Source organism: Priestia filamentosa (assembly GCF_900177535.1).
Lineage (GTDB): Bacteria > Bacillota > Bacilli > Bacillales > Bacillaceae_H > Bacillus_I > Bacillus_I filamentosa.
This window is the reverse complement of sequence record NZ_FXAJ01000007.1, coordinates 36,087-53,933: the sequence shown is the minus strand read 5'-3', so window position 1 is coordinate 53,933 and position 17,847 is coordinate 36,087. Positions and strand designations below refer to the sequence as shown.

The 17,847-nt window shown below is 36.0% G+C and carries 19 protein-coding genes and 1 riboswitch; of the genes, 16 read left to right on the top strand and 3 right to left on the bottom strand.

All coding sequences use genetic code 11. The annotated features are described in order from the left end of the window. Positions 1-26 precede the first annotated feature (26 nt). From B9N79_RS20615 to B9N79_RS20555, 13 genes are all read left to right on the top strand, one after another. Complete coding sequence (locus B9N79_RS20615) at positions 27-1,784, top strand: thiamine pyrophosphate-binding protein (protein WP_040058026.1); 1,758 nt, start codon at positions 27-29, stop codon at positions 1,782-1,784. Between the two features lie 38 nt (positions 1,785-1,822). Continuing rightward, complete coding sequence (locus B9N79_RS20610; protein ID WP_040058025.1) at positions 1,823-2,647, top strand: sugar phosphate isomerase/epimerase family protein; 825 nt, start codon at positions 1,823-1,825, stop codon at positions 2,645-2,647. Between the two features lie 250 nt (positions 2,648-2,897). Next, complete coding sequence (gene aroQ, locus B9N79_RS20605) at positions 2,898-3,335, top strand: type II 3-dehydroquinate dehydratase (RefSeq protein WP_019390701.1); 438 nt, start codon at positions 2,898-2,900, stop codon at positions 3,333-3,335. A gap of 422 nt (positions 3,336-3,757) precedes the next feature. Beyond that, positions 3,758-4,993 carry an MFS transporter gene (locus B9N79_RS20600; protein WP_040058024.1) on the top strand — a complete coding sequence of 412 codons (1,236 nt, stop codon included), beginning with the start codon at positions 3,758-3,760 and terminating at the stop codon, positions 4,991-4,993. 174 nt (positions 4,994-5,167) lie between these two features. After that, the gene (locus B9N79_RS20595) at positions 5,168-6,160 is read left to right on the top strand and encodes an aldo/keto reductase (protein WP_085118878.1); all 993 of its coding nucleotides are present in this window, start codon (positions 5,168-5,170) and stop codon (positions 6,158-6,160) included. A gap of 345 nt (positions 6,161-6,505) precedes the next feature. Beyond that, positions 6,506-6,943 (top strand): helix-turn-helix domain-containing protein, encoded by a 438-nt coding sequence (locus B9N79_RS20590; protein ID WP_026009440.1) that lies wholly within the window; start codon positions 6,506-6,508, stop codon positions 6,941-6,943. Positions 6,944-7,342: 399 nt separating this feature from the next. Next, a complete protein-coding gene (locus tag B9N79_RS20585; RefSeq protein WP_040058022.1) occupies positions 7,343-7,765 on the top strand; it encodes a MarR family winged helix-turn-helix transcriptional regulator in 423 nt (140 codons plus the stop codon). A gap of 61 nt (positions 7,766-7,826) precedes the next feature. Then, positions 7,827-8,225 carry a DoxX family protein gene (locus B9N79_RS20580; RefSeq protein ID WP_019390696.1) on the top strand — a complete coding sequence of 133 codons (399 nt, stop codon included), beginning with the start codon at positions 7,827-7,829 and terminating at the stop codon, positions 8,223-8,225. Positions 8,226-8,353: 128 nt separating this feature from the next. Further along, on the top strand, positions 8,354-9,292 hold the full coding sequence (locus tag B9N79_RS20575; protein ID WP_085118875.1) for a ring-cleaving dioxygenase: 939 nt from the start codon (positions 8,354-8,356) through the stop codon (positions 9,290-9,292). Positions 9,293-9,314: 22 nt separating this feature from the next. Further along, on the top strand, positions 9,315-9,923 hold the full coding sequence (locus B9N79_RS20570) for a flavin reductase family protein (RefSeq protein WP_040058020.1): 609 nt from the start codon (positions 9,315-9,317) through the stop codon (positions 9,921-9,923). 39 nt (positions 9,924-9,962) lie between these two features. After that, positions 9,963-10,907 carry a ring-cleaving dioxygenase gene (locus B9N79_RS20565; RefSeq protein ID WP_085118872.1) on the top strand — a complete coding sequence of 315 codons (945 nt, stop codon included), beginning with the start codon at positions 9,963-9,965 and terminating at the stop codon, positions 10,905-10,907. Then, the gene (locus B9N79_RS20560; protein ID WP_019390692.1) at positions 10,907-11,518 is read left to right on the top strand and encodes an alpha/beta hydrolase; all 612 of its coding nucleotides are present in this window, start codon (positions 10,907-10,909) and stop codon (positions 11,516-11,518) included. Before B9N79_RS20565 ends, B9N79_RS20560 begins: the two co-directional genes overlap by 1 nt. A gap of 634 nt (positions 11,519-12,152) precedes the next feature. Beyond that, positions 12,153-12,253, top strand: a riboswitch (SAM riboswitch). Between the two features lie 81 nt (positions 12,254-12,334). Further along, positions 12,335-13,462 (top strand): 5-methyltetrahydropteroyltriglutamate--homocysteine S-methyltransferase, encoded by a 1,128-nt coding sequence (locus tag B9N79_RS20555; protein WP_040058018.1) that lies wholly within the window; start codon positions 12,335-12,337, stop codon positions 13,460-13,462. 309 nt (positions 13,463-13,771) lie between these two features. Here the strand turns inward: B9N79_RS20555 and B9N79_RS20550 are convergent, their stop codons facing one another. Further along, positions 13,772-14,335, bottom strand: coding sequence for a hypothetical protein (locus B9N79_RS20550; RefSeq protein WP_085118870.1), 564 nt, complete (start codon positions 14,333-14,335; stop codon positions 13,772-13,774). 170 nt (positions 14,336-14,505) lie between these two features. Continuing rightward, positions 14,506-15,087 carry an LOG family protein gene (locus tag B9N79_RS20545; protein ID WP_085118868.1) on the bottom strand — a complete coding sequence of 194 codons (582 nt, stop codon included), beginning with the start codon at positions 15,085-15,087 and terminating at the stop codon, positions 14,506-14,508. A 100-nt stretch (positions 15,088-15,187) separates the two neighbouring features. Between B9N79_RS20545 and B9N79_RS20540 the strand changes: the two genes are divergently transcribed. The 3 genes from B9N79_RS20540 (at position 15,188) to B9N79_RS20530 (ending at position 17,449) form a co-directional block, all read left to right on the top strand. Further along, a complete protein-coding gene (locus B9N79_RS20540) occupies positions 15,188-15,505 on the top strand; it encodes a MazG nucleotide pyrophosphohydrolase domain-containing protein (RefSeq protein WP_040058016.1) in 318 nt (105 codons plus the stop codon). Between the two features lie 393 nt (positions 15,506-15,898). Further along, positions 15,899-16,858 carry an aldolase catalytic domain-containing protein gene (locus B9N79_RS20535; RefSeq protein ID WP_085118866.1) on the top strand — a complete coding sequence of 320 codons (960 nt, stop codon included), beginning with the start codon at positions 15,899-15,901 and terminating at the stop codon, positions 16,856-16,858. Between the two features lie 375 nt (positions 16,859-17,233). Then, positions 17,234-17,449 (top strand): helix-turn-helix domain-containing protein, encoded by a 216-nt coding sequence (locus B9N79_RS20530; RefSeq protein ID WP_019390685.1) that lies wholly within the window; start codon positions 17,234-17,236, stop codon positions 17,447-17,449. Between the two features lie 254 nt (positions 17,450-17,703). Here B9N79_RS20530 and B9N79_RS26250 read toward each other — a convergent pair whose 3' ends face one another. Then, the gene (locus B9N79_RS26250) at positions 17,704-17,844 is read right to left on the bottom strand and encodes a hypothetical protein (protein ID WP_158512808.1); all 141 of its coding nucleotides are present in this window, start codon (positions 17,842-17,844) and stop codon (positions 17,704-17,706) included. Positions 17,845-17,847: the final 3 nt, after the last annotated feature.

The following is a 17,847-nucleotide window of genomic DNA, read 5'->3' as shown; positions in this document are numbered from 1 at the left end:
CTGAATTTTAAGGAGGAACAAAAACAATGAACAATCTCATCTCTCATCAATTAGTCAAGTATTTAGAAGATAGAGGAGTCGAACATATCTTTGGTCTTTGCGGACATACAAATATTGCGGTTTTAACAGCTTTGGAAAATAGTTCAATCAAATTCGTTAATGTTAGACATGAACAAATATCTGCTCATATGGCTGATGGGTATGCGAGAGTAAAAAAACAAACGGCTGTTTTATTAAGCCATTTAGGACCTGGCTTAACGAATGCTGCTACAGGAGTTGCTAACGCAGCTTTAGATTCGATTCCAATGGTCGTGATCGCCGGGGATGTTCCAAGTCACTACTATGGTAAACATCCTCATCAGGAAGTTAATTTACATGCTGATGCTTCACAATATGAAATTTACCGTCCGTTTGTTAAGCGTGCATGGCGTGTGGATCGTCCTGATTTATTTCCTGAAATTATGGAGAAGGCTTTTCAATTGGCGGAAAGCGGAAATCCTGGTCCTGTCTTAGTATCAGTACCAATGGATATTTTCTCGAAAGAAGTGGATCCGGCGTTATTTGAAAAGTTAAACCATAATACGAAAATGCTTAATAAGCCTTCAATTGATGAGATTACAGCGAGAAAGATCATCGAAACGCTTGTAAATGCCCAAAATCCTCTCTTATATGTAGGTGGAGGGATTTTGCTAGCAGATGCAGCTCAGGAACTGAGAGAACTAGTTGACCATTTGAATATTCCAGTTGCTCATTCTCTTATGGGGAAAGGCGCTGTTTCTGATGACCACCCATTTACATTAGGGATGACAGGCTTCTGGGGAACGAAGTTTATTAATGATAAATGTAAAGAAGCAGATTATATTTTTGCCTTAGGCACTCGTTTTGCTGAAGCGGATAGCAGTTCATGGGAATCAGAATATACCTTTAACTTCCCGCCTACAAAATTGATTCAAATTGACATTGATCCAAGCGAAATTGGCCGGAACTACCCAGTCGAAATTGGAGCGGTAGCAGATTTAAAACAAGCGTTAACTGTGTTAAATCGTGTGGCAAAAGAATTAGTTCCAGAAGGATTACAAAATGAGGAACTTAAACAAGAAATTGCTTCTTATCGAGAAGAATTCAAAAAAAGTAATCAAAAATTTATTACAGATAATTCTTTCCCAATGCAGCCTCAGCGCATTTTAGAAGAAGTGCGCGAAGTCCTTCCGAAGGATGCGTACATTACAACAGATGTAGGCTGGAATAAAAATGGAGTAGGACAGCAGTTTCCAATATATGAAGCAGGCAGTATTTTAACACCTGGCGGTTTTGCTACAATGGGGTTCGGAGCTCCAGCGGCCCTAGGAGCAAAAATTGCTCAACCGGATAAAGTGGTTGTTTCGTTGGTAGGCGACGGCGGTTTTGGGCAGAATCCTGCCTTACTTGCAACAGCGGCTGAAGAAAATATCCCAGTTGTGTGGATTATCATGAATAATTATGCGTTTGGTACGATTGCAGGATTGCAAAAAGCCCATTATGGAACAACTCTTGGTACGTTGTTTGAAAGAGATGGAAACCCTTACTCTCCTGACTATGCAGCTATCGCAAAGGCTTATGGAGTGGAAGGAATTAAAATTGAAGCAGCGGAAGAATTTAAACCTGCTTTACAACGGGCCATTGAATCAAACAAACCAGTTGTCATCGATGTCGCTATGTTAAACAATCCTGTTCCAACCTCTGGACACTGGAATATAATGGATATTTATTCTCCGGATAAGAAGGTTCATCACGTATCTGTATAAATCTAAAAAACACTCTACACTTGGAGGGATAAAAGAAGATGACAAATCGATTTTCCTTAGCCCACCTTACAACACTTGGTTGCACACCACCAGAGATGACTTACCTTGCCGCGAGAGCCGGTTATGATTTCGTCAGCCTTAGACCCATTTATATGGGTCTACCTGGCGAGCCTAACTATGCGTTAGCTGAAAATAAACAGATGATGCGGGAAACGAAAGAGGCACTTGCTGAAACAGGCATACAGCTTCTAGACATTGAGCTAGCACGTATCTGTGATGACGTTGATCCAAAGAAGTATGTACCTGCTATGGAAGTTGCGGCTGAACTTGGCGGGCGCCATGTTCTTAGTAGTATCTGGACGAATGATCGCGATTTATATATGGAGCGTTTTATTGAACTTTGCGAGCTGGCTAAACCGTTCGGACTAACTATAGAATTAGAGTATGTTCCTATTGCAAGTGTGACAAATCTTGCGGAAACTCTTAATGTTCTACGTGCAGCAAATCAGGAAAATGCTGGTCTTATGATCGATATCCATCATTTCCATCGTGCAGGGGATAAGATTGAGGATTTGGACGCAGTACCACGTGAATGGTTCCGATTTCTCCATCTTTGCGATGCACCTGCGAAAATTCCGGCATCAAAAGAAGAGATGATCAAGATTCTTCGTGAGGAACGTTTGTACATAGGAGAGGGGTGTATTGATATTGCGAGTATCGTGGAGCGTATTCCTGAGATTCCTTACTCAATTGAGCTGCCGCATAATAAACGCGCTCAAGAGTTAGGATATGAGGAACATGCGCGGCGTTGCTTGCAGACTGCAAAGGCGTATTTCGAAGCTTACTCTTTTCAGAAGCGTTAATAAATGCAGGTCGAGTAAATGTACATGAATTTTGAAAACGTGGTCTCACCTCACAAAAACGTGATGAGTCTGAAGATGAAAATTGTTGCTATAAATATAATAACAACTTAATCTATTGAACAATATTACGCGAAATCAACTAAAAATGATATTGAATGGGGAGATAACGTTTATTGTATTTGTAAGATATTTGCTTATTGTTATAGAAGGATGGGAATGCCCATTCTATAAAAATAAAGGGGGAGATAATATGAAAAAAATTCTGATGTTACATGGAATCAATCATGATATGTTTGGAAAAAGGGACCCTGTTCAATATGGTACAATCACCCTTGATCAGATCAACGAGCAACTAAATGAACTAGCGAATGAGTTAGATGTTGAAATAGAATGTTTTCAGACTAATCATGAAGGAGAGATGTGCGAAAGAATTCATCAAGCCTTTCTAGAGAATAAGGATGCCATTATCATCAATGCCGGTGCATGGACTCATTATAGTTATGGGCTGCGTGATGCGCTTGCCATTCTTACTGCACCAATTATTGAGATTCATATGTCTAATATTCACGCAAGAGAAGAGTTTCGGCATCATTCGGTTTTTGCTGAAATTGCAAAAGGACAAATTTGCGGTTTTGGGGTGGAAAGCTATCTTCTTGGTTTAAGGGCAGCTGTAGCGGCGATAAAGTAGTCTAATCATAGAGGGGCGGCCTATCAGTATCGGCATGTTCCTCCTTTATTTGGGAACTGTTGGAATTTGCATATGATATTCAACTTAAGTTAAAAAACTGAATATTTAGTATAGTGGTGGCGATCTAAGAAAGAAAAGTGATGGATAAGAGAAAGAAAATGTTATAAAAACAAATACAATAGATCAATAAATTGACAGCGGTTACAAAGATCACTTAGTTTTTTTGAAAAATTTCTTTCTATATAAAGTCCTAAGAAGATAGAACGTTAAAATACTTTTATTTTTTAACTTTAATGAGGTTGATTTAAGTAATTCGGATTTCAGCTTGTAAGTATTCACGATTCCAATTGTATAAATACCTGTATGATCTAAATTAACCGGTCTTTTCGAAAACTTTTTCCGGTAGATAGGGGTTGTTGGAAATGTATATAAAGACAGCACTAAGCATGTATACAAGTTATCTTTTACTAGGTATGGTGAATATCATACTGATTTCAAATATGACTTCGTTAACGGGTCAGTGGAGTACGGACAGCGCTGGGATTAGTTATATTATTTCTGCAATTGGAATTGGAAAGCTGCTTACTTATGCGTTATCAGGGCGTCTATCAGACAAGTTTGGAAGAAAGCCATTAGTTATTTTTGGAGCTTTTGGATTAGCCGTTTTTCTGGCAGGCATTCCGTTGGCTCCAAGCTATCAAATTGCATTTGCTCTTGCACTGTTGGCTGGATGCGCCAATTCAGCACTTGATGCAGGCGCGTATCCAGGTTTAGTTGAGATTTTTCCAAAGTCAGCTGGATCTGCCAGTGTAATGGTCAAAGCTTTTATGGCAGTGGGCACAGGACTTTTGCCATTAATGATTTCGTTTATTGCAAGTAAGGGAATGTTTTACGGCTATGCTTTTTTTATACCTGCTGCTATTTACTTTCTAAATATGTTGTTTTTGATTACGGTTCCTTTTCCAAATCATCGTACAGTGCAAACTTCCGAGAGGGACCAGTCTAATGGAAGCACCAAGTTTCTCTCTGAACCAAATTTTAAGAAAGAGGGGCTTGCCCTTGTGGTTATTGGCTTCACTTCTACCGGACTATTTACTGTGGCTCAAATTTGGCTGCCTTCTTTTGGTCAGCAAGTATTAGGGATGACAGAAGTTCAATCCATTAAATTACTCAGCTATTATAGTGTCGGGATGTTCGTATCTGTTTTATCACTAGCTGTATTACTGAAAAAATTCCTGCGTCCTGTCACAGTCCTTGTGATTTATCCCATCATTACATTTACTTCAATTGTAGCTATTTTAACCATTAGGTCGCCTGAAATCGTATCGGTAGCCTCCTTTTTTGTCGGGTTTTCAACTGCTGGTATTTTCCAATTGTCAATTGCAACGATTAATGAACTATTCTGGAAAAAGAAAGGAACTGCGACAGGAATTCTTGCTACAGCAGGGGGACTTGCCTCTGTCGTTATGCCACTTGTGACAGGGTTTATGTCGAAAAGTGGTAATATTAAATTCATTTTTATTTTTGATGCATTTTTGTCAATCATTGGTTTAGTGTGTGCGTTATTTGTTTTTTACCGTTATAGAAAGTTAGTTGATGGACATAGGGAAATAGCATTCAACAAGAGTGATGAAAAAATAATGGATAAAATGTCTTAAAGGGCAATCTTTTGAATCATTGATGCGTCAGAAGTCAAGTGTGATTTAAATTTATCAGATGAGCGAGAGATGGCTAAAAGTTCAGGATGAATCCATACCTTATTGTAATTTTACAGTCATTTAGTTAAGTGAAACTTTCATGCTCCAACGAATGATAGAATAGGAGTGACCAAAATGAGATATATAGAAATCGGAGGAATGGATCGTGGGTGCTCACAACTTATTTTAGGGACTTCGAGCTTCTCACCGGACTGTAGAGCTCTTTCGTTTAAGATGTTAGACGCATTTGTAGGACAAGGAGGAAACACGATAGATACAGCATATCTTTATGGCCAAGGTTATGCTGAGCTTACGTTAGGTATGTGGCTAGAAGAAAGACAGAACCGTAAAGATATAATTATTATTAGCAAAGGGGGTCATCATTTTGTAAATGAAAATGGCCTTCATGATGGACGGAAAAAAAGAGTCAATCCTAAAGATATTACGCATGATTTAATGATAAGTCTTGAGAGACTTAAAACGGATTATATAGATCTGTACTTGCTTCATCGTGATGATCCATCCGTACCAGTGGAGATCCTTATGGATATGCTACAATATTTTAAAAATAGGGGTTATATAAAAGCATTTGGGGTATCCAATTGGTCAACGGAACGTATCGAAGAAGCGAATAAATATGCTGATGAAAAAGGGTATAATCGTTTGCTTGTAAATAGCCCATCGTTCAGTTTAGCCCGAGTCAACGAACCCCGTTGGCCAGGAACTGTATATGTGGACGAGACTGATCTTAAATGGCATAAAAAAAGGAACTTCCCACTTTTTTCATGGGCTTCCCAGGCAAGCGGGTTTTTTACAGGACGCTTTTCACCTGAGGACAAATCAAACAAAGATATTGTTCGAGTCTACTACAATGACACTAACTGGGAACGTTTACGAAGAGCCAACGAGTTAGCTAAACAAAAAGGACCTAAATATAATGCCAATCATATTGCTTTGGCATTTGTACTAAATCAGTCGTTTCCTTCTTGTGCGGTGATAGGATCACAAAACATAGAGGAGTTAAATTCGAGTATCCAAGCTCTAGATATTCAATTGACTTCAGAGGAAATACAGTGGATTAATGGTGAAGATTCAAACATGGTTGCAAATTCATATAAGCTAATTTGAGTTTTTTTAAAAAGAACGGGTGACAAGAGTTTAAAAGAAGGAGTTGCTGCAGCAGCTCCTCTTTCATTGTACTAAACGAGTATAACGGATTGAATAAAAAGAAGGTTTAAGAGTATGTAATAGAGCTGACTTTGCATTTATTGATAGAGTATTTGGCTACAATGATTGTCGCCTTTTCTATCCGGAAAATTATGGTTTATGAGAACATTAAAATATAGTCAATGTCTTTCTGAAAATAAAATGTACCCTATTAATCCTGTTAATCATAAGTCTCCATCTCCTAAAGTGCTTATAGATTATTTTTTATAGATGTTATAAAGTGGTATTACAGGAGGAATGATGGAGTTGGATTTAGGTGAGCGATTACAGAATTTAAGAGAGTCAAAAAATATGTCTCGAGAGGATCTCGCTAAAAAAATGAATGTATCTAGAGAAACCGTTTATAAATGGGAAAATAGCGAATGTTATCCTAATAGTCAAAACCTTTTAAAGTTAAGTGAGATATATGAAACAACAGTTGTTAAACTAATTAAGGTTAATTTCTTAACCTCGCAAATGGAGGAAACGATTGATAAAAGAGAAGAAACTATTTTGAATATTTTGTTTTATATAGGAATGGCAATCATATTTTTTGGTTTTTTCCTTGATTTACTCTTTGGTTTATCCATCTTTTTTGTAGTTTTAAATATTTTAGGAACTTTAATTGTCTGTTTTCCAAAAAAATCGAAGAAGCATATATTTCACATAATTATAGACTTCAAAAAAAGCTTTACTTCACAATAACAAAAGATCTTGGTCAAACAGCACCAAGGTCTTTTTCATATAAGCTGTATTAAGTGAACTCGCTTTGTGTAGCATATTTAGTTCTCTCCTTTTCTAAAAAAGGGACATTGTCTTTATTTTGTACATGAGGGTAGAAATTATTTAATCCTTTCCGATAAAATCGTAAATTTAAAATAGCCAAGATGTAGGATTATGGGATGGGTTTTACATCATGAAAAAGAATAGATATAAGCAAGTTGTTAATTGTAAAAAACAATAAAAATCGGACAGAACATTTATTGAAAATTCATTATCAAAAAACATTGACAGAAAAAAATATAAGTATTACAATTATCTCATATTCAAGATATTTTAATTTGAGATAATTCGATTGAAGTTATTTTGAAAGGAGGAAACCAAATGCAGCGGAAATGCACGAATTTGCCCTTTTTGGTATTAATGCAAACATCTAAAGCAGTTCATGAGAGAATGAAGGAAGAGATGTCGAAAAATAAGCTAAATATAATGGAGTTCTCTGTTTTAGAGGTGCTTTACCAAAAAGGGAAACAAACGATTCGCCAAATTGGGGATTATATATTAGTTTCAAGTAGTTCGATGACCTATGTTATAGATAAACTAGAACAAAAAGGTTTATTAAGTCGAAACACTTGTCAAGAGGATCGTCGTGTAATCCATGTTTCATTAACACATGATGGAAATGAATTAATGAAAGAAATCATGCTGAAACATTATAAGATAGTTAATGATATGTTTGATTCATTAAATCCTGACGAGGCAAAAACGCTTGTCCATCTTTTGGAAAAAGTAAAAGATAAAGTTTAGACACTATTTTTTTAGTTTATTATCTCGAATTCGAGATAAATATTATTTAGGAGAATTTAAAATGATAAATGTTGGTTTACTGATCATTCGTTTGGTAATTGGTTTACTATTTGTTGGCCACGGTGCTCAAAAATTATTTGGTTGGTTCGGCGGTCATGGTTTGAAAGGTACAGGAGGGTGGTTTGAATCCATTGGGATGAAGCCAGGAGTAAAAATAGCTCTTTTTGCAGGATTAGCAGAACTTATTGGAGGAATTTTGTTTGTATTAGGATTTTTAACACCACTTGCAGGAATTATCATTGCAGGCACAATGGTAATGGCTATTGTAAAGGTGCATGGTCCAAATGGATTATGGGCAACAGATAATGGATATGAATATAATCTAACTTTACTTGTTGTTGCGATAGGCGTAGCTTTAACAGGTCCTGGTCAGTATGCTCTTGATGCATTTTTATTCTAGATTGTATTAAAGTAGAGATTTTTGGGTTTGAAATGAATATTAGTAGATTTTTACTTTATAAGCCGGTATAACATAAAGTATCAACCTGTTTTAATAATCAGATTTTATATAACAAAGGAGTGTTAAAAATGAGTAAAAAAACAATGGGTATTCACCACATTACAGCAATCGTAGGGCATCCACAGGAGAATGTCGATTTCTATGCAGGTGTGTTAGGTTTACGTTTAGTTAAGCAAACCGTCAATTTTGATGACCCGGGTACGTATCACCTTTATTTTGGAGATGAAGGTGGTAAGCCGGGAACCATTATTACTTTCTTTCCATGGGCAGGTGCTCGCCAAGGTACGATAGGAGCGGGTCAAGTAGGCGTCACTTCTTATGTAGTTCCTAAAGGTGCTATGGAATTCTGGGAAAAAAGGCTAGAAAAATTCAATGTTGCGTTTACTAGAATGGAACGCTTTGGAGAATACTATTTAGAATTTGATGACCCTCATGGTCTTCACTTGGAGATTGTTGAAAGAGAAGAAGGCGAACTCAATACATGGAGTTTTGGTGATGTAACACCTGAAGTCGCTATTAAAGGGTTTGGGGGAGCAACTTTACTATCAACTCAACCTAATAAAACAGCAGAATTATTGGGAAAGGTAATGGGTCTTGAATTAGTCGGTAAAGAAGGAGACTTCGCTCGTTACCGTTCTACAGCTGAGTTAGGAAATATTATTGATCTTAAATTGACTACTATTGGACGTGGACAAATGGGTGTCGGTACCGTACACCATATTGCATGGCGAGCTATTGACGATGAAGATCAACTAGATTGGCAAGAATATATTGCAACAAATGGTTATGGTGTCACACCTGTACGAGATAGAAATTATTTTAATGCGATTTACTTTAAAGAACATGGCGAAATCCTGTTTGAAATTGCAACTGATCCTCCAGGATTTGCTCATGATGAATCACAAGAGACAATGGGCGAAAATTTGATGCTTCCATTACAATATGAGCCTCAGAGAGAGAAAATTGAACAAGTGTTACTGCCGTTTGAAGTAAGAGAACTAGACTAATGTTGCGAAAGGGATGATTTCTTTGCTTTCAATTGAGCCAGGTTCTATGTCCGAAAGAGAAATTTATAAATTTCTAATAGGGAGCATTATACCTAGACCTATTGCTTTCGTCACTACGATTTCAAAAGACGGTAATTTAAATGGTGCCCCATTTAGTTACTTTAATATTGTATCATCGAACCCGCCTATGATTTCTCTATCTATTCAACGCTCTGCGGGGAAACAAAAGGATACAGCGAGAAATATCATCGAGTCTAAGCAATTTGTTGTGCATATTGTTGACGAACAAAATGTTGAGAAAATAAATCAAACAGCTGCAAGTCTACCTTCTAATCAAAGTGAGATTGAGTTAGCTAATTTAACTCCCATAGAGAGTGTAAAGATTTCGGTACCCGGTGTAAAGGAAGCGAAAATTCGAATGGAATGTTCATTAGAGCATTCCTTAGAATTGGGAGGTTCAGATACCCCTGGATGCGATTTGATTATAGGAAAAGTCGTTCAATTTCATATTGAAGAGGATATTTATAAAAATGGAAGAATCAATCCTAATGGATTGGCTGCAGTAAGTCGGTTAGCTGGAAATGATTATGCGAAAATTGGTGAAATCTTTGAAGTAAAAAGACCTAAATAAATCCTTATAAAATCCCATGGATGAAACGGAGAGGATAAAATGCAAAAAACCTCAGGTATCCATCATATCTCAGCAATGGTAAACGATGCTCAACGAAATATCGACTTTTATGCAGGCGTACTTGGGTTACGACTTGTTAAAAAAACTATCAATTTTGATCGACCGGAAGTCTACCATCTGTATTTTGGGGATGAAACAGGTCAACCAGGTAGTGTTATTACTTTTTTTCCATGGGCTAAACAGCTAAAAGGTCGAATTGGGACGGGGCAAGTTGGTGTGACTAACTATGTTATACCAAAGGGTTCGCTTTCCTTTTGGGAGAATAGGTTACGGAAGTTCAGAGTCGAATTTACTTCTTCCATTCGCTTTGGTGAAAAATATTTACAATTTAATGATCCTGATGGACTCCAACTTGAATTAACAGAACGAGACGGGGGACCGGCGAATACTTGGAACTTTGGAGGAGTTGGAGCTGAACATGCGATTAAAGGGTTTGGTGGTGCTGTTTTGTATTCTTCACAGCCGCATAAAACAACCCACGTGCTAGAAAATATTTTGGGATTAGAATGCATGGGCCAAGAAAAAGAATTTCTTAGATTTAAATCTGAAGGTTCTATAGGGAATACGATTGATATCCGGTTAAATCCTTCAGTTCGGGGGTTGATGGGAGCAGGAACGGTTCATCATATAGCATGGCGAGCTATTGACGAGGAAGATCATCAAATGTGGAGAGCACTTCTTCTAGAAAACGGGTATTATCCAACTGAAATTCTCGATCGAAACTATTTCAAAGCTCTTTATTTTCATGAAGAAGGAGGAATCCTCTTCGAAATAGCAACTGATCCACCAGGTTTTTCAGTGGATGAACCTATCCATGAACTTGGAAAAAAACTGATGTTGCCATCTTGGTTAGAGTCAAAAAGAGAAGAATTAGAAGAAACCTTACCGCAAGTAGAGGTTCGTGTTCTGGAGGGGGATAAATAATGAAGCATATTTTCAATAAAGGGAAAGATTCCACAAAACCAACATTATTATTACTACATGGTACTGGTGGAAATGAATTAGATTTGTTGCCTATCGCAGGAAGAATTGATGATGAGGCTTCTGTCTTAAGTGTTCGAGGAAATGTATTAGAAAATGGAATGCCTCGATTCTTCAGAAGATTGGCTGAAGGGGTATTTGATGAAGAAGACCTTATTTTCCGAACAAAAGAATTAAATGAATTTCTTGATGAGGCAGCAGAAAAATATAGTTTTGATCGTGATAATATTGTCGCCATTGGCTACTCAAATGGAGCGAATATAGCAGCTAGTTTATTATTTCACTACCAAAATGCTTTAAAGAGTGCTATTCTTCATCACCCTATGGTACCGAGAAAAGGGATTGATCTTCCGGACTTATCAGGTAAGTTTGTGTTTATTGCTGCTGGGACAAATGATCCGATTTGCTCGCCAATGGAATCGAATGAGCTTCAATCCTTATTAGAAAAAGCTAATGCACATGTAGAACTTCATTGGGAGAATAAAGGCCATCAATTAACAATTGAAGAGGTAGAAGCTGCAAGCCAGTGGTATCAAAAAATACAGTCGAAATAGTGTAAATGAGTAGGCATGACATTATATCTTGTGATAAATGGAAGCAAAGTGTTCACAGTTAATCAGCTAACTTATAAATTCGATAAGAGGTAATGACTCGAAAATCTTAGAATTTAATACAATAAAGATATTTTGTGAAACATTACCTTTAATAAGGAATGCCACATTGAGTGGATGATTCACTCACCCAGATTTAGATAAGTATCAATTAAATCAGCTTAATCTACCTTAAAAAATAAGACATTTACACATTATATCTAAAAAAAGTGCAAACTCGTTGATTAATAACGGGTGTGCGCTTTTTGATTACTGATGGTCAGATGGCCGAGTAAATTAATAAGCATAATTATTTTAAAGTATTCTTTTATTTTTATAATGAATGGATAGTAATAATAGGGATACTAAGGGTAGAATGCATAATAAGCAAAGGTTTTTAGTCTGTTATTCATATCCTCAAACCGTTTTGGTACTGTATTTTATCTTGACAAATGAAGAGAATGGTTTAAATTCACAGGAAAGAAAGAGAAATTAAATATAAGATGAAAGTCAACATTAAAATCAGTGAGAAATAAATTTTTATTTGACAAGCTAATAAAACAGGTGTAACCTATTTTTAAGTTAAATAAATTGAATATTCTTATCTCGAGAGGTGGAGGGACTGGCCCTAGGAAACCTCGGCAGCGGACTATTAAAGTACTGTGCCAATTCCAGTAGCGATTTGCTTGAAGATAAGAAGAGCACCCATTATGACAATTACCCTCTTCTTATTTTTAAGAAGAGGTTTTTTAATTTTGAAAGAAAGAAGGAAATGAAATTATGACAAAGACATTAGTAAAAGCTCCATTTAAAGCAGATCACGTAGGTAGTTTTTTAAGAACAGCACCTCTTAAAGAAGCAAGAACAGCTTATGCAAATGGAGAGATTGATAAGGATGCCTTAAAAGCTGTAGAAGATAAAGAAATTGAAAAGCTTGTCCAAAAACAAATTGAGACAGGCCTTAAATCGATTACTGATGGTGAATTTAGACGCTCTTGGTGGCATTTAGACTTTTTATCAGGCTTAGAAGGTGTAGAGGAGTTTGAAACGGAATATATCAGTCAATTTAAAGGGGCAAAAACAAAAAATAAGGCTATTAAAGTAGTTGGTAAAGTGAGTTTCAACCATCATTATATGCTAGAACACTTCACGTTTTTAAAAGAAGCTGTCGAACAATATGGTGATGGAAGCCAAGTTGCTAAATTCTCCATTCCAAGTCCTAACATGTTATTCACTAGAATTCAAGAGGATTCATATTATGGGGGGAACCGTGAGCAGTTTTATAATGATACAGTAGCTGCTTATCAAAAAGCCATTCAAGCTTTTTATGATGCGGGATGCCGTTATCTACAATTAGATGATACTTCTTGGATTGATTTTGTTTCGGAAGAACGTATAAAAGCAGTTGTTGAAAAGCTTGGCATGGATGTACAGGATATTATTGATACGAGAGTAAGCTGCTTAAACGATGCGATTTCTAAGAAGCCTGAGGATATGCTGATCACAATGCATATTTGCCGTGGGAATTTCAGATCTACTTATATCACAAGTGGCGGCTACGATAATATCTCGGATGCAATCTTCGCTAACTTAAATGTAGACGGACTTTTCCTTGAATATGATGACAACCGTTCAGGTGATTTTGAACCATTAAAAAACTTTACTCGTAATAACCAAACCGTTGTACTAGGATTAATAACATCTAAATTTGCTAAACTAGAAAATCCTGAAACAATTAAAGAAAGAATTCAAGAGGCAAGCCAATACATACCTCTAGAAAACTTATCACTAAGTCCTCAATGTGGATTTGCAAGTACAGAAGAAGGAAACGAGTTAACAGAAGAAGAACAATGGAATAAAATCAGTCATGTAATTAAAATCGCTCAAGATGTTTGGGAAAATAACTAAAGAGTGATTTTTACAAAACCTTTCCTTTCACTTAGGAGGGGTTTTTAATCGAAGGTTTTGGTGCAAAGTCATCCATTCAAACAATCTCTAAAACCTGGATATATTAATCCTAGTCACCTACAAAAGATGGGTAATCAGTAAGAAAAAACAACAACTTAAGATGAGCTTTGTATAATTTAAAAATGGTTTGTAAAAGTATATATAAACAAAAATAAAAAGCGCAGGCTTGATGTTACTGAGCAAGTTTGCGCTTTTATTACTTCCTTTAGATTGTATATTAACTAGCATTTGCAGATCATATTCATCCATTTATGATTGTGAGGAATCTAAATTATCGAGTTTCCAATGAGCATTTGCAAACGGATCATTTTTACTATCTATGTATAAATAGAAGTTTTCTAATTCCTCTATAGCCTTAATTGAAAAGGAAACATCAAAAACTATAGATTGTCCTTGAGGGAGATTTGTAAACTTCTGAGCGTCGTTAGGAAGAGCTTTTCCTATAAATTTTTGGTTTGTTTTCTCATTTTCTATCCAAAATTCTAAAGGCAAAAGGGTAACACCTGTACCATCGTCATGAACATTCTTCACTTCAACTTGAGCCTTAATGGTACCTGAACCTTCATTGGTTTTTTCGTATGTCCCATCTAAAACAGAAACACCATAATCTCCGCCTTTTACATTTTCTCCGTAGAAGAGAATTCCCTTTTCTAATTCCTCAATTTCTAACTGTTGTTGCTGCTCTTCAGGAGATAGAGTATTTTCAACTTCTTTTGAAGGTTCAACTTGAGCAGTTTCTTTTTCTTCACTACAGGCTGTCATTAAGCTTGTAAGTATAAATGCCGCGCATGTTACTTTTAAAAAAGATTTCATAAAATTCCCTTTCTATATCCAATATTTAAATCATAAAGATAATTTTACATTAGGGATAAATGTTTATAAAGGAATTATAAGGTTTTTTTATTCTTATAATGTAGATGATGTGAAGTTTAATTGTAAAGAATCTAGAACAGGATTAGTTATGGTCTAATCCCGTTTTCTAGTTAACTCTGAGCTTCTGTAATGTATGTCTTAACAGATGGGGGTTGATATGTATGAAATTGATCAAGCAAGCCTTGTGGTTCTGTATCTACAAGAACCATAGTCCGATATTTTTCTTGTAAGAATTGTTCTTCTGTCATGTGATTAAATAAGGAAACAAGAGGGGTGTAATACTCGTTAATGTTTAAGAGCCCACACGGCTTTTGATGTAATCCTAATTGAGCCCATGTGAAAATTTCAAAGAACTCTTCTAATGTCCCTGGTCCGCCTGGTAATGCAATAAATCCATCTGCAAGTTCAGCCATCTTCGCTTTTCTTTCATGCATCGATTCTACCACAATAAGCTCCGATAGGTTTTTATGAGCAATTTCTCGTTCTTCAAGAAAAGTAGGCATGACTCCAATAACATGACCACCAAATTTTAATACAGAATCTGCAACAGCTCCCATTACCCCAACACTTGCTCCTCCGTATACAAGAGAAATGTCCCGTCTAGCAATTTCCTCTCCTAACTTTTTGGCTTCCTTGATATAAAGATCAGTTGCTCCATTACTAGATCCACAGAATACAGCTATTCTTTTCAAAAGTATCTCCTCCTATTTAAGTCACTGTTATTGATTATACATAATAAGGAATCATTTGTTAAACTTAGTTGAAGTCATAAGATAGAAGGGGAATAATTCAATGAATGTGACAGAGTTTCAGGAATGGGTAAAAGAGTACTATGAAATGAGAGGATGGTCAGATTTAGATATCTTCATTAGAATTGGCTTCTTAGCTGAGGAAACGGGAGAAGTAGCTCGAGCCATCCGCTCTTTAGAAATTGGAAGAGATAGACCGGATGAAGGAAATGGAACCTGGGAGGAACATAAAAAAGAATTAACAGAGGAATTAGGAGATGTACTTGGTAACCTCATTGTAATTGCTAATAAATATGATATCCCACTAGAAGAAATTTTTAAATCGCATAAGGCTAAACTTTCAGAACGATACTCTAGTTAAACGTTAATAGTTACATAGCAAATAAAAATTATAAATGAAAAAGTATAAGGTGAGACAAGGGATACAGTATAGTTAGAATCCTTTGTCTTATTCTTCTACCTAGTATATTTTTTGTTTTTTTTAGAAGGTGAGATGGAGAGTGAGGGGGATAAAATCCTTAATATTAGTCGAATGGTTAGGAGTTATCTTTATGTTAACTCTGCTTCTAGGAAGTATAATATCACCGAAAAGGGTGGATTATATGGGTACAATAGAAATCAATGAGTTTAGAAAATAGATTGACACCTTCAAATGAGTCATGGTATAAACACAATAGGAAACTTTAGTACATAAAAGCGTAAAAGTTAAAAATAATATTAATAAAAGCAGGATAAACAGGAGGAAATTATTTTCATGGAACTTAATAGTAAAATTATAGACTGCACCATTCGTGATGGAGGATTAGTTAACAATTGGGATTTCAGCATCGAATTTGTTCAAGACTTATATAATGGTTTAAGTGCAGCAGGTGTTGAATACATGGAGATCGGCTATAAAAATTCTGCAAAACTTCTTCAAGCGACTGAGCCCAATCCATGGAGATTTCTTGACGATAACTTCTTAAAAGAAATTATCCCTGAGAAAAAGTTCACGAAGCTATCTGCTCTAGTAGATATTGGACGTGTAGATCCAAATGACATTCTACCACGTGAGCAAAGTGTTTTAGATATGATTCGAGTGGCATGCTATATTCGTGAAGTAGATAAAGGCTTAGAGCTTGTGCAAATGTTTCACGATTTGGGCTATGAGACTTCACTTAATATCATGGCTCTATCTAGTGTACCGGAGAAACAGCTTATTGAAGCGTTCAAGATGGTGAAGGAAAGTCCTGTAGATGTTGTATATATTGTTGACTCCTTTGGAAGCTTAGATCCTGCCGATATTGAGCATCAAGTGAAAAAATTCCAGGCGATGATCCCTAACAAACAGCTTGGAATTCATACGCATAACAACATGCAATTAGCATTTGCCAATACATTAACTGCGATGCGAAATGGGGTTACATTTCTTGATTCGTCTGTCTATGGCATGGGTCGTGCAGCGGGTAACTGCAACACAGAGCTACTCGTTAGCTACATACCAAAACCGAGCTACGAGCTTAAGCCAGTGCTTGGCATCATTGAAAAACACATGCTAGAAATGCGTCAAAAGTGGGAGTGGGGCTATATCATTCCTTATATGATTTCTGGTGTCCTTAATGAACATCCACGCGTTGCTATGGCTTACCGTAATAGCGCCGATCGTGACAAATTTGTAGATTTTTATGACAAAGTAACTTCACCGGAAGTTACGCTAGCTCCAGCTTCAAAATAGGTTAGATTGCTAAAAGTACCTCTGTTCATGGGGGTACTTTTTTATCTTTACTAAACAGATTATATGTGAAGGTGTAGCCTCATAAGATTAGATGTTCTTTTTTATAGATAAGCACCTGAAAATCAATGTTACGAAGATTATATACGTTTTTTATAATTTAAGAGAAGTATTTGCAGTATATGTAGATGAAAGAAACTTTCAGGTTAGTTTAGTACACTCTTTCTAAAAGCTTCCTAAAATTCTCTTTCTAATTGATGTTTTTGAAAACGTTCCCTTTTACAGCAATACTGTTAAGTTTATAAGCAATATAACTTAGTGTATTTATGTTTTTATTATAATAAAGTAAATTCATTAACTGAAGCAAGGAGTGAAGAAATGAATTTAGGTGAACAGTTAAAAAGTTTAAGGGAACAACACAATATGAGTCGAGAAAAACTAGCTCAAAAAATGATTGTATCTAGACAAACTGTTTTTAAATGGGAAAAAAACAAAGCCTATCCTACTCTTGATAACTTGGTTAAGATGAGTGAGTTATATCAAATAACATTGGATGAGTTAGTTAAAGGTGAACGAACTTTTCCAAAAAGTTAACTTGGTTGAAAAGCGTAACATGGTTAAAGTCGTGAATGTATTCCGTCAACTGTTTCTTAATATATAGTAGTGTGAAAACAATGACGCCGGCTACATAGAAATAAAAAATACAAATTCGCTCATAACGAGGAGAGTGAGATTTGTTTCAATTCATGTCTCCAAAGTTGTTTAATTTGAAGTTTAGTACAATAAAGGTTTGATTGTTTACAAGTGAAAAAAAGAATGCTGTTTTCTTCTGAAAACAGCATTCTTTTTTATGAAGGGTCAATCATGTTTTTTTGAATCACTAGTCCAATTAATATACATGGAATTACAAATAACATTGGTAACCATATAGGACCGAATAGCACCTCAAGTAGCTTTAATTTTAATGAATCAATCAATCCTACCGTCATAAA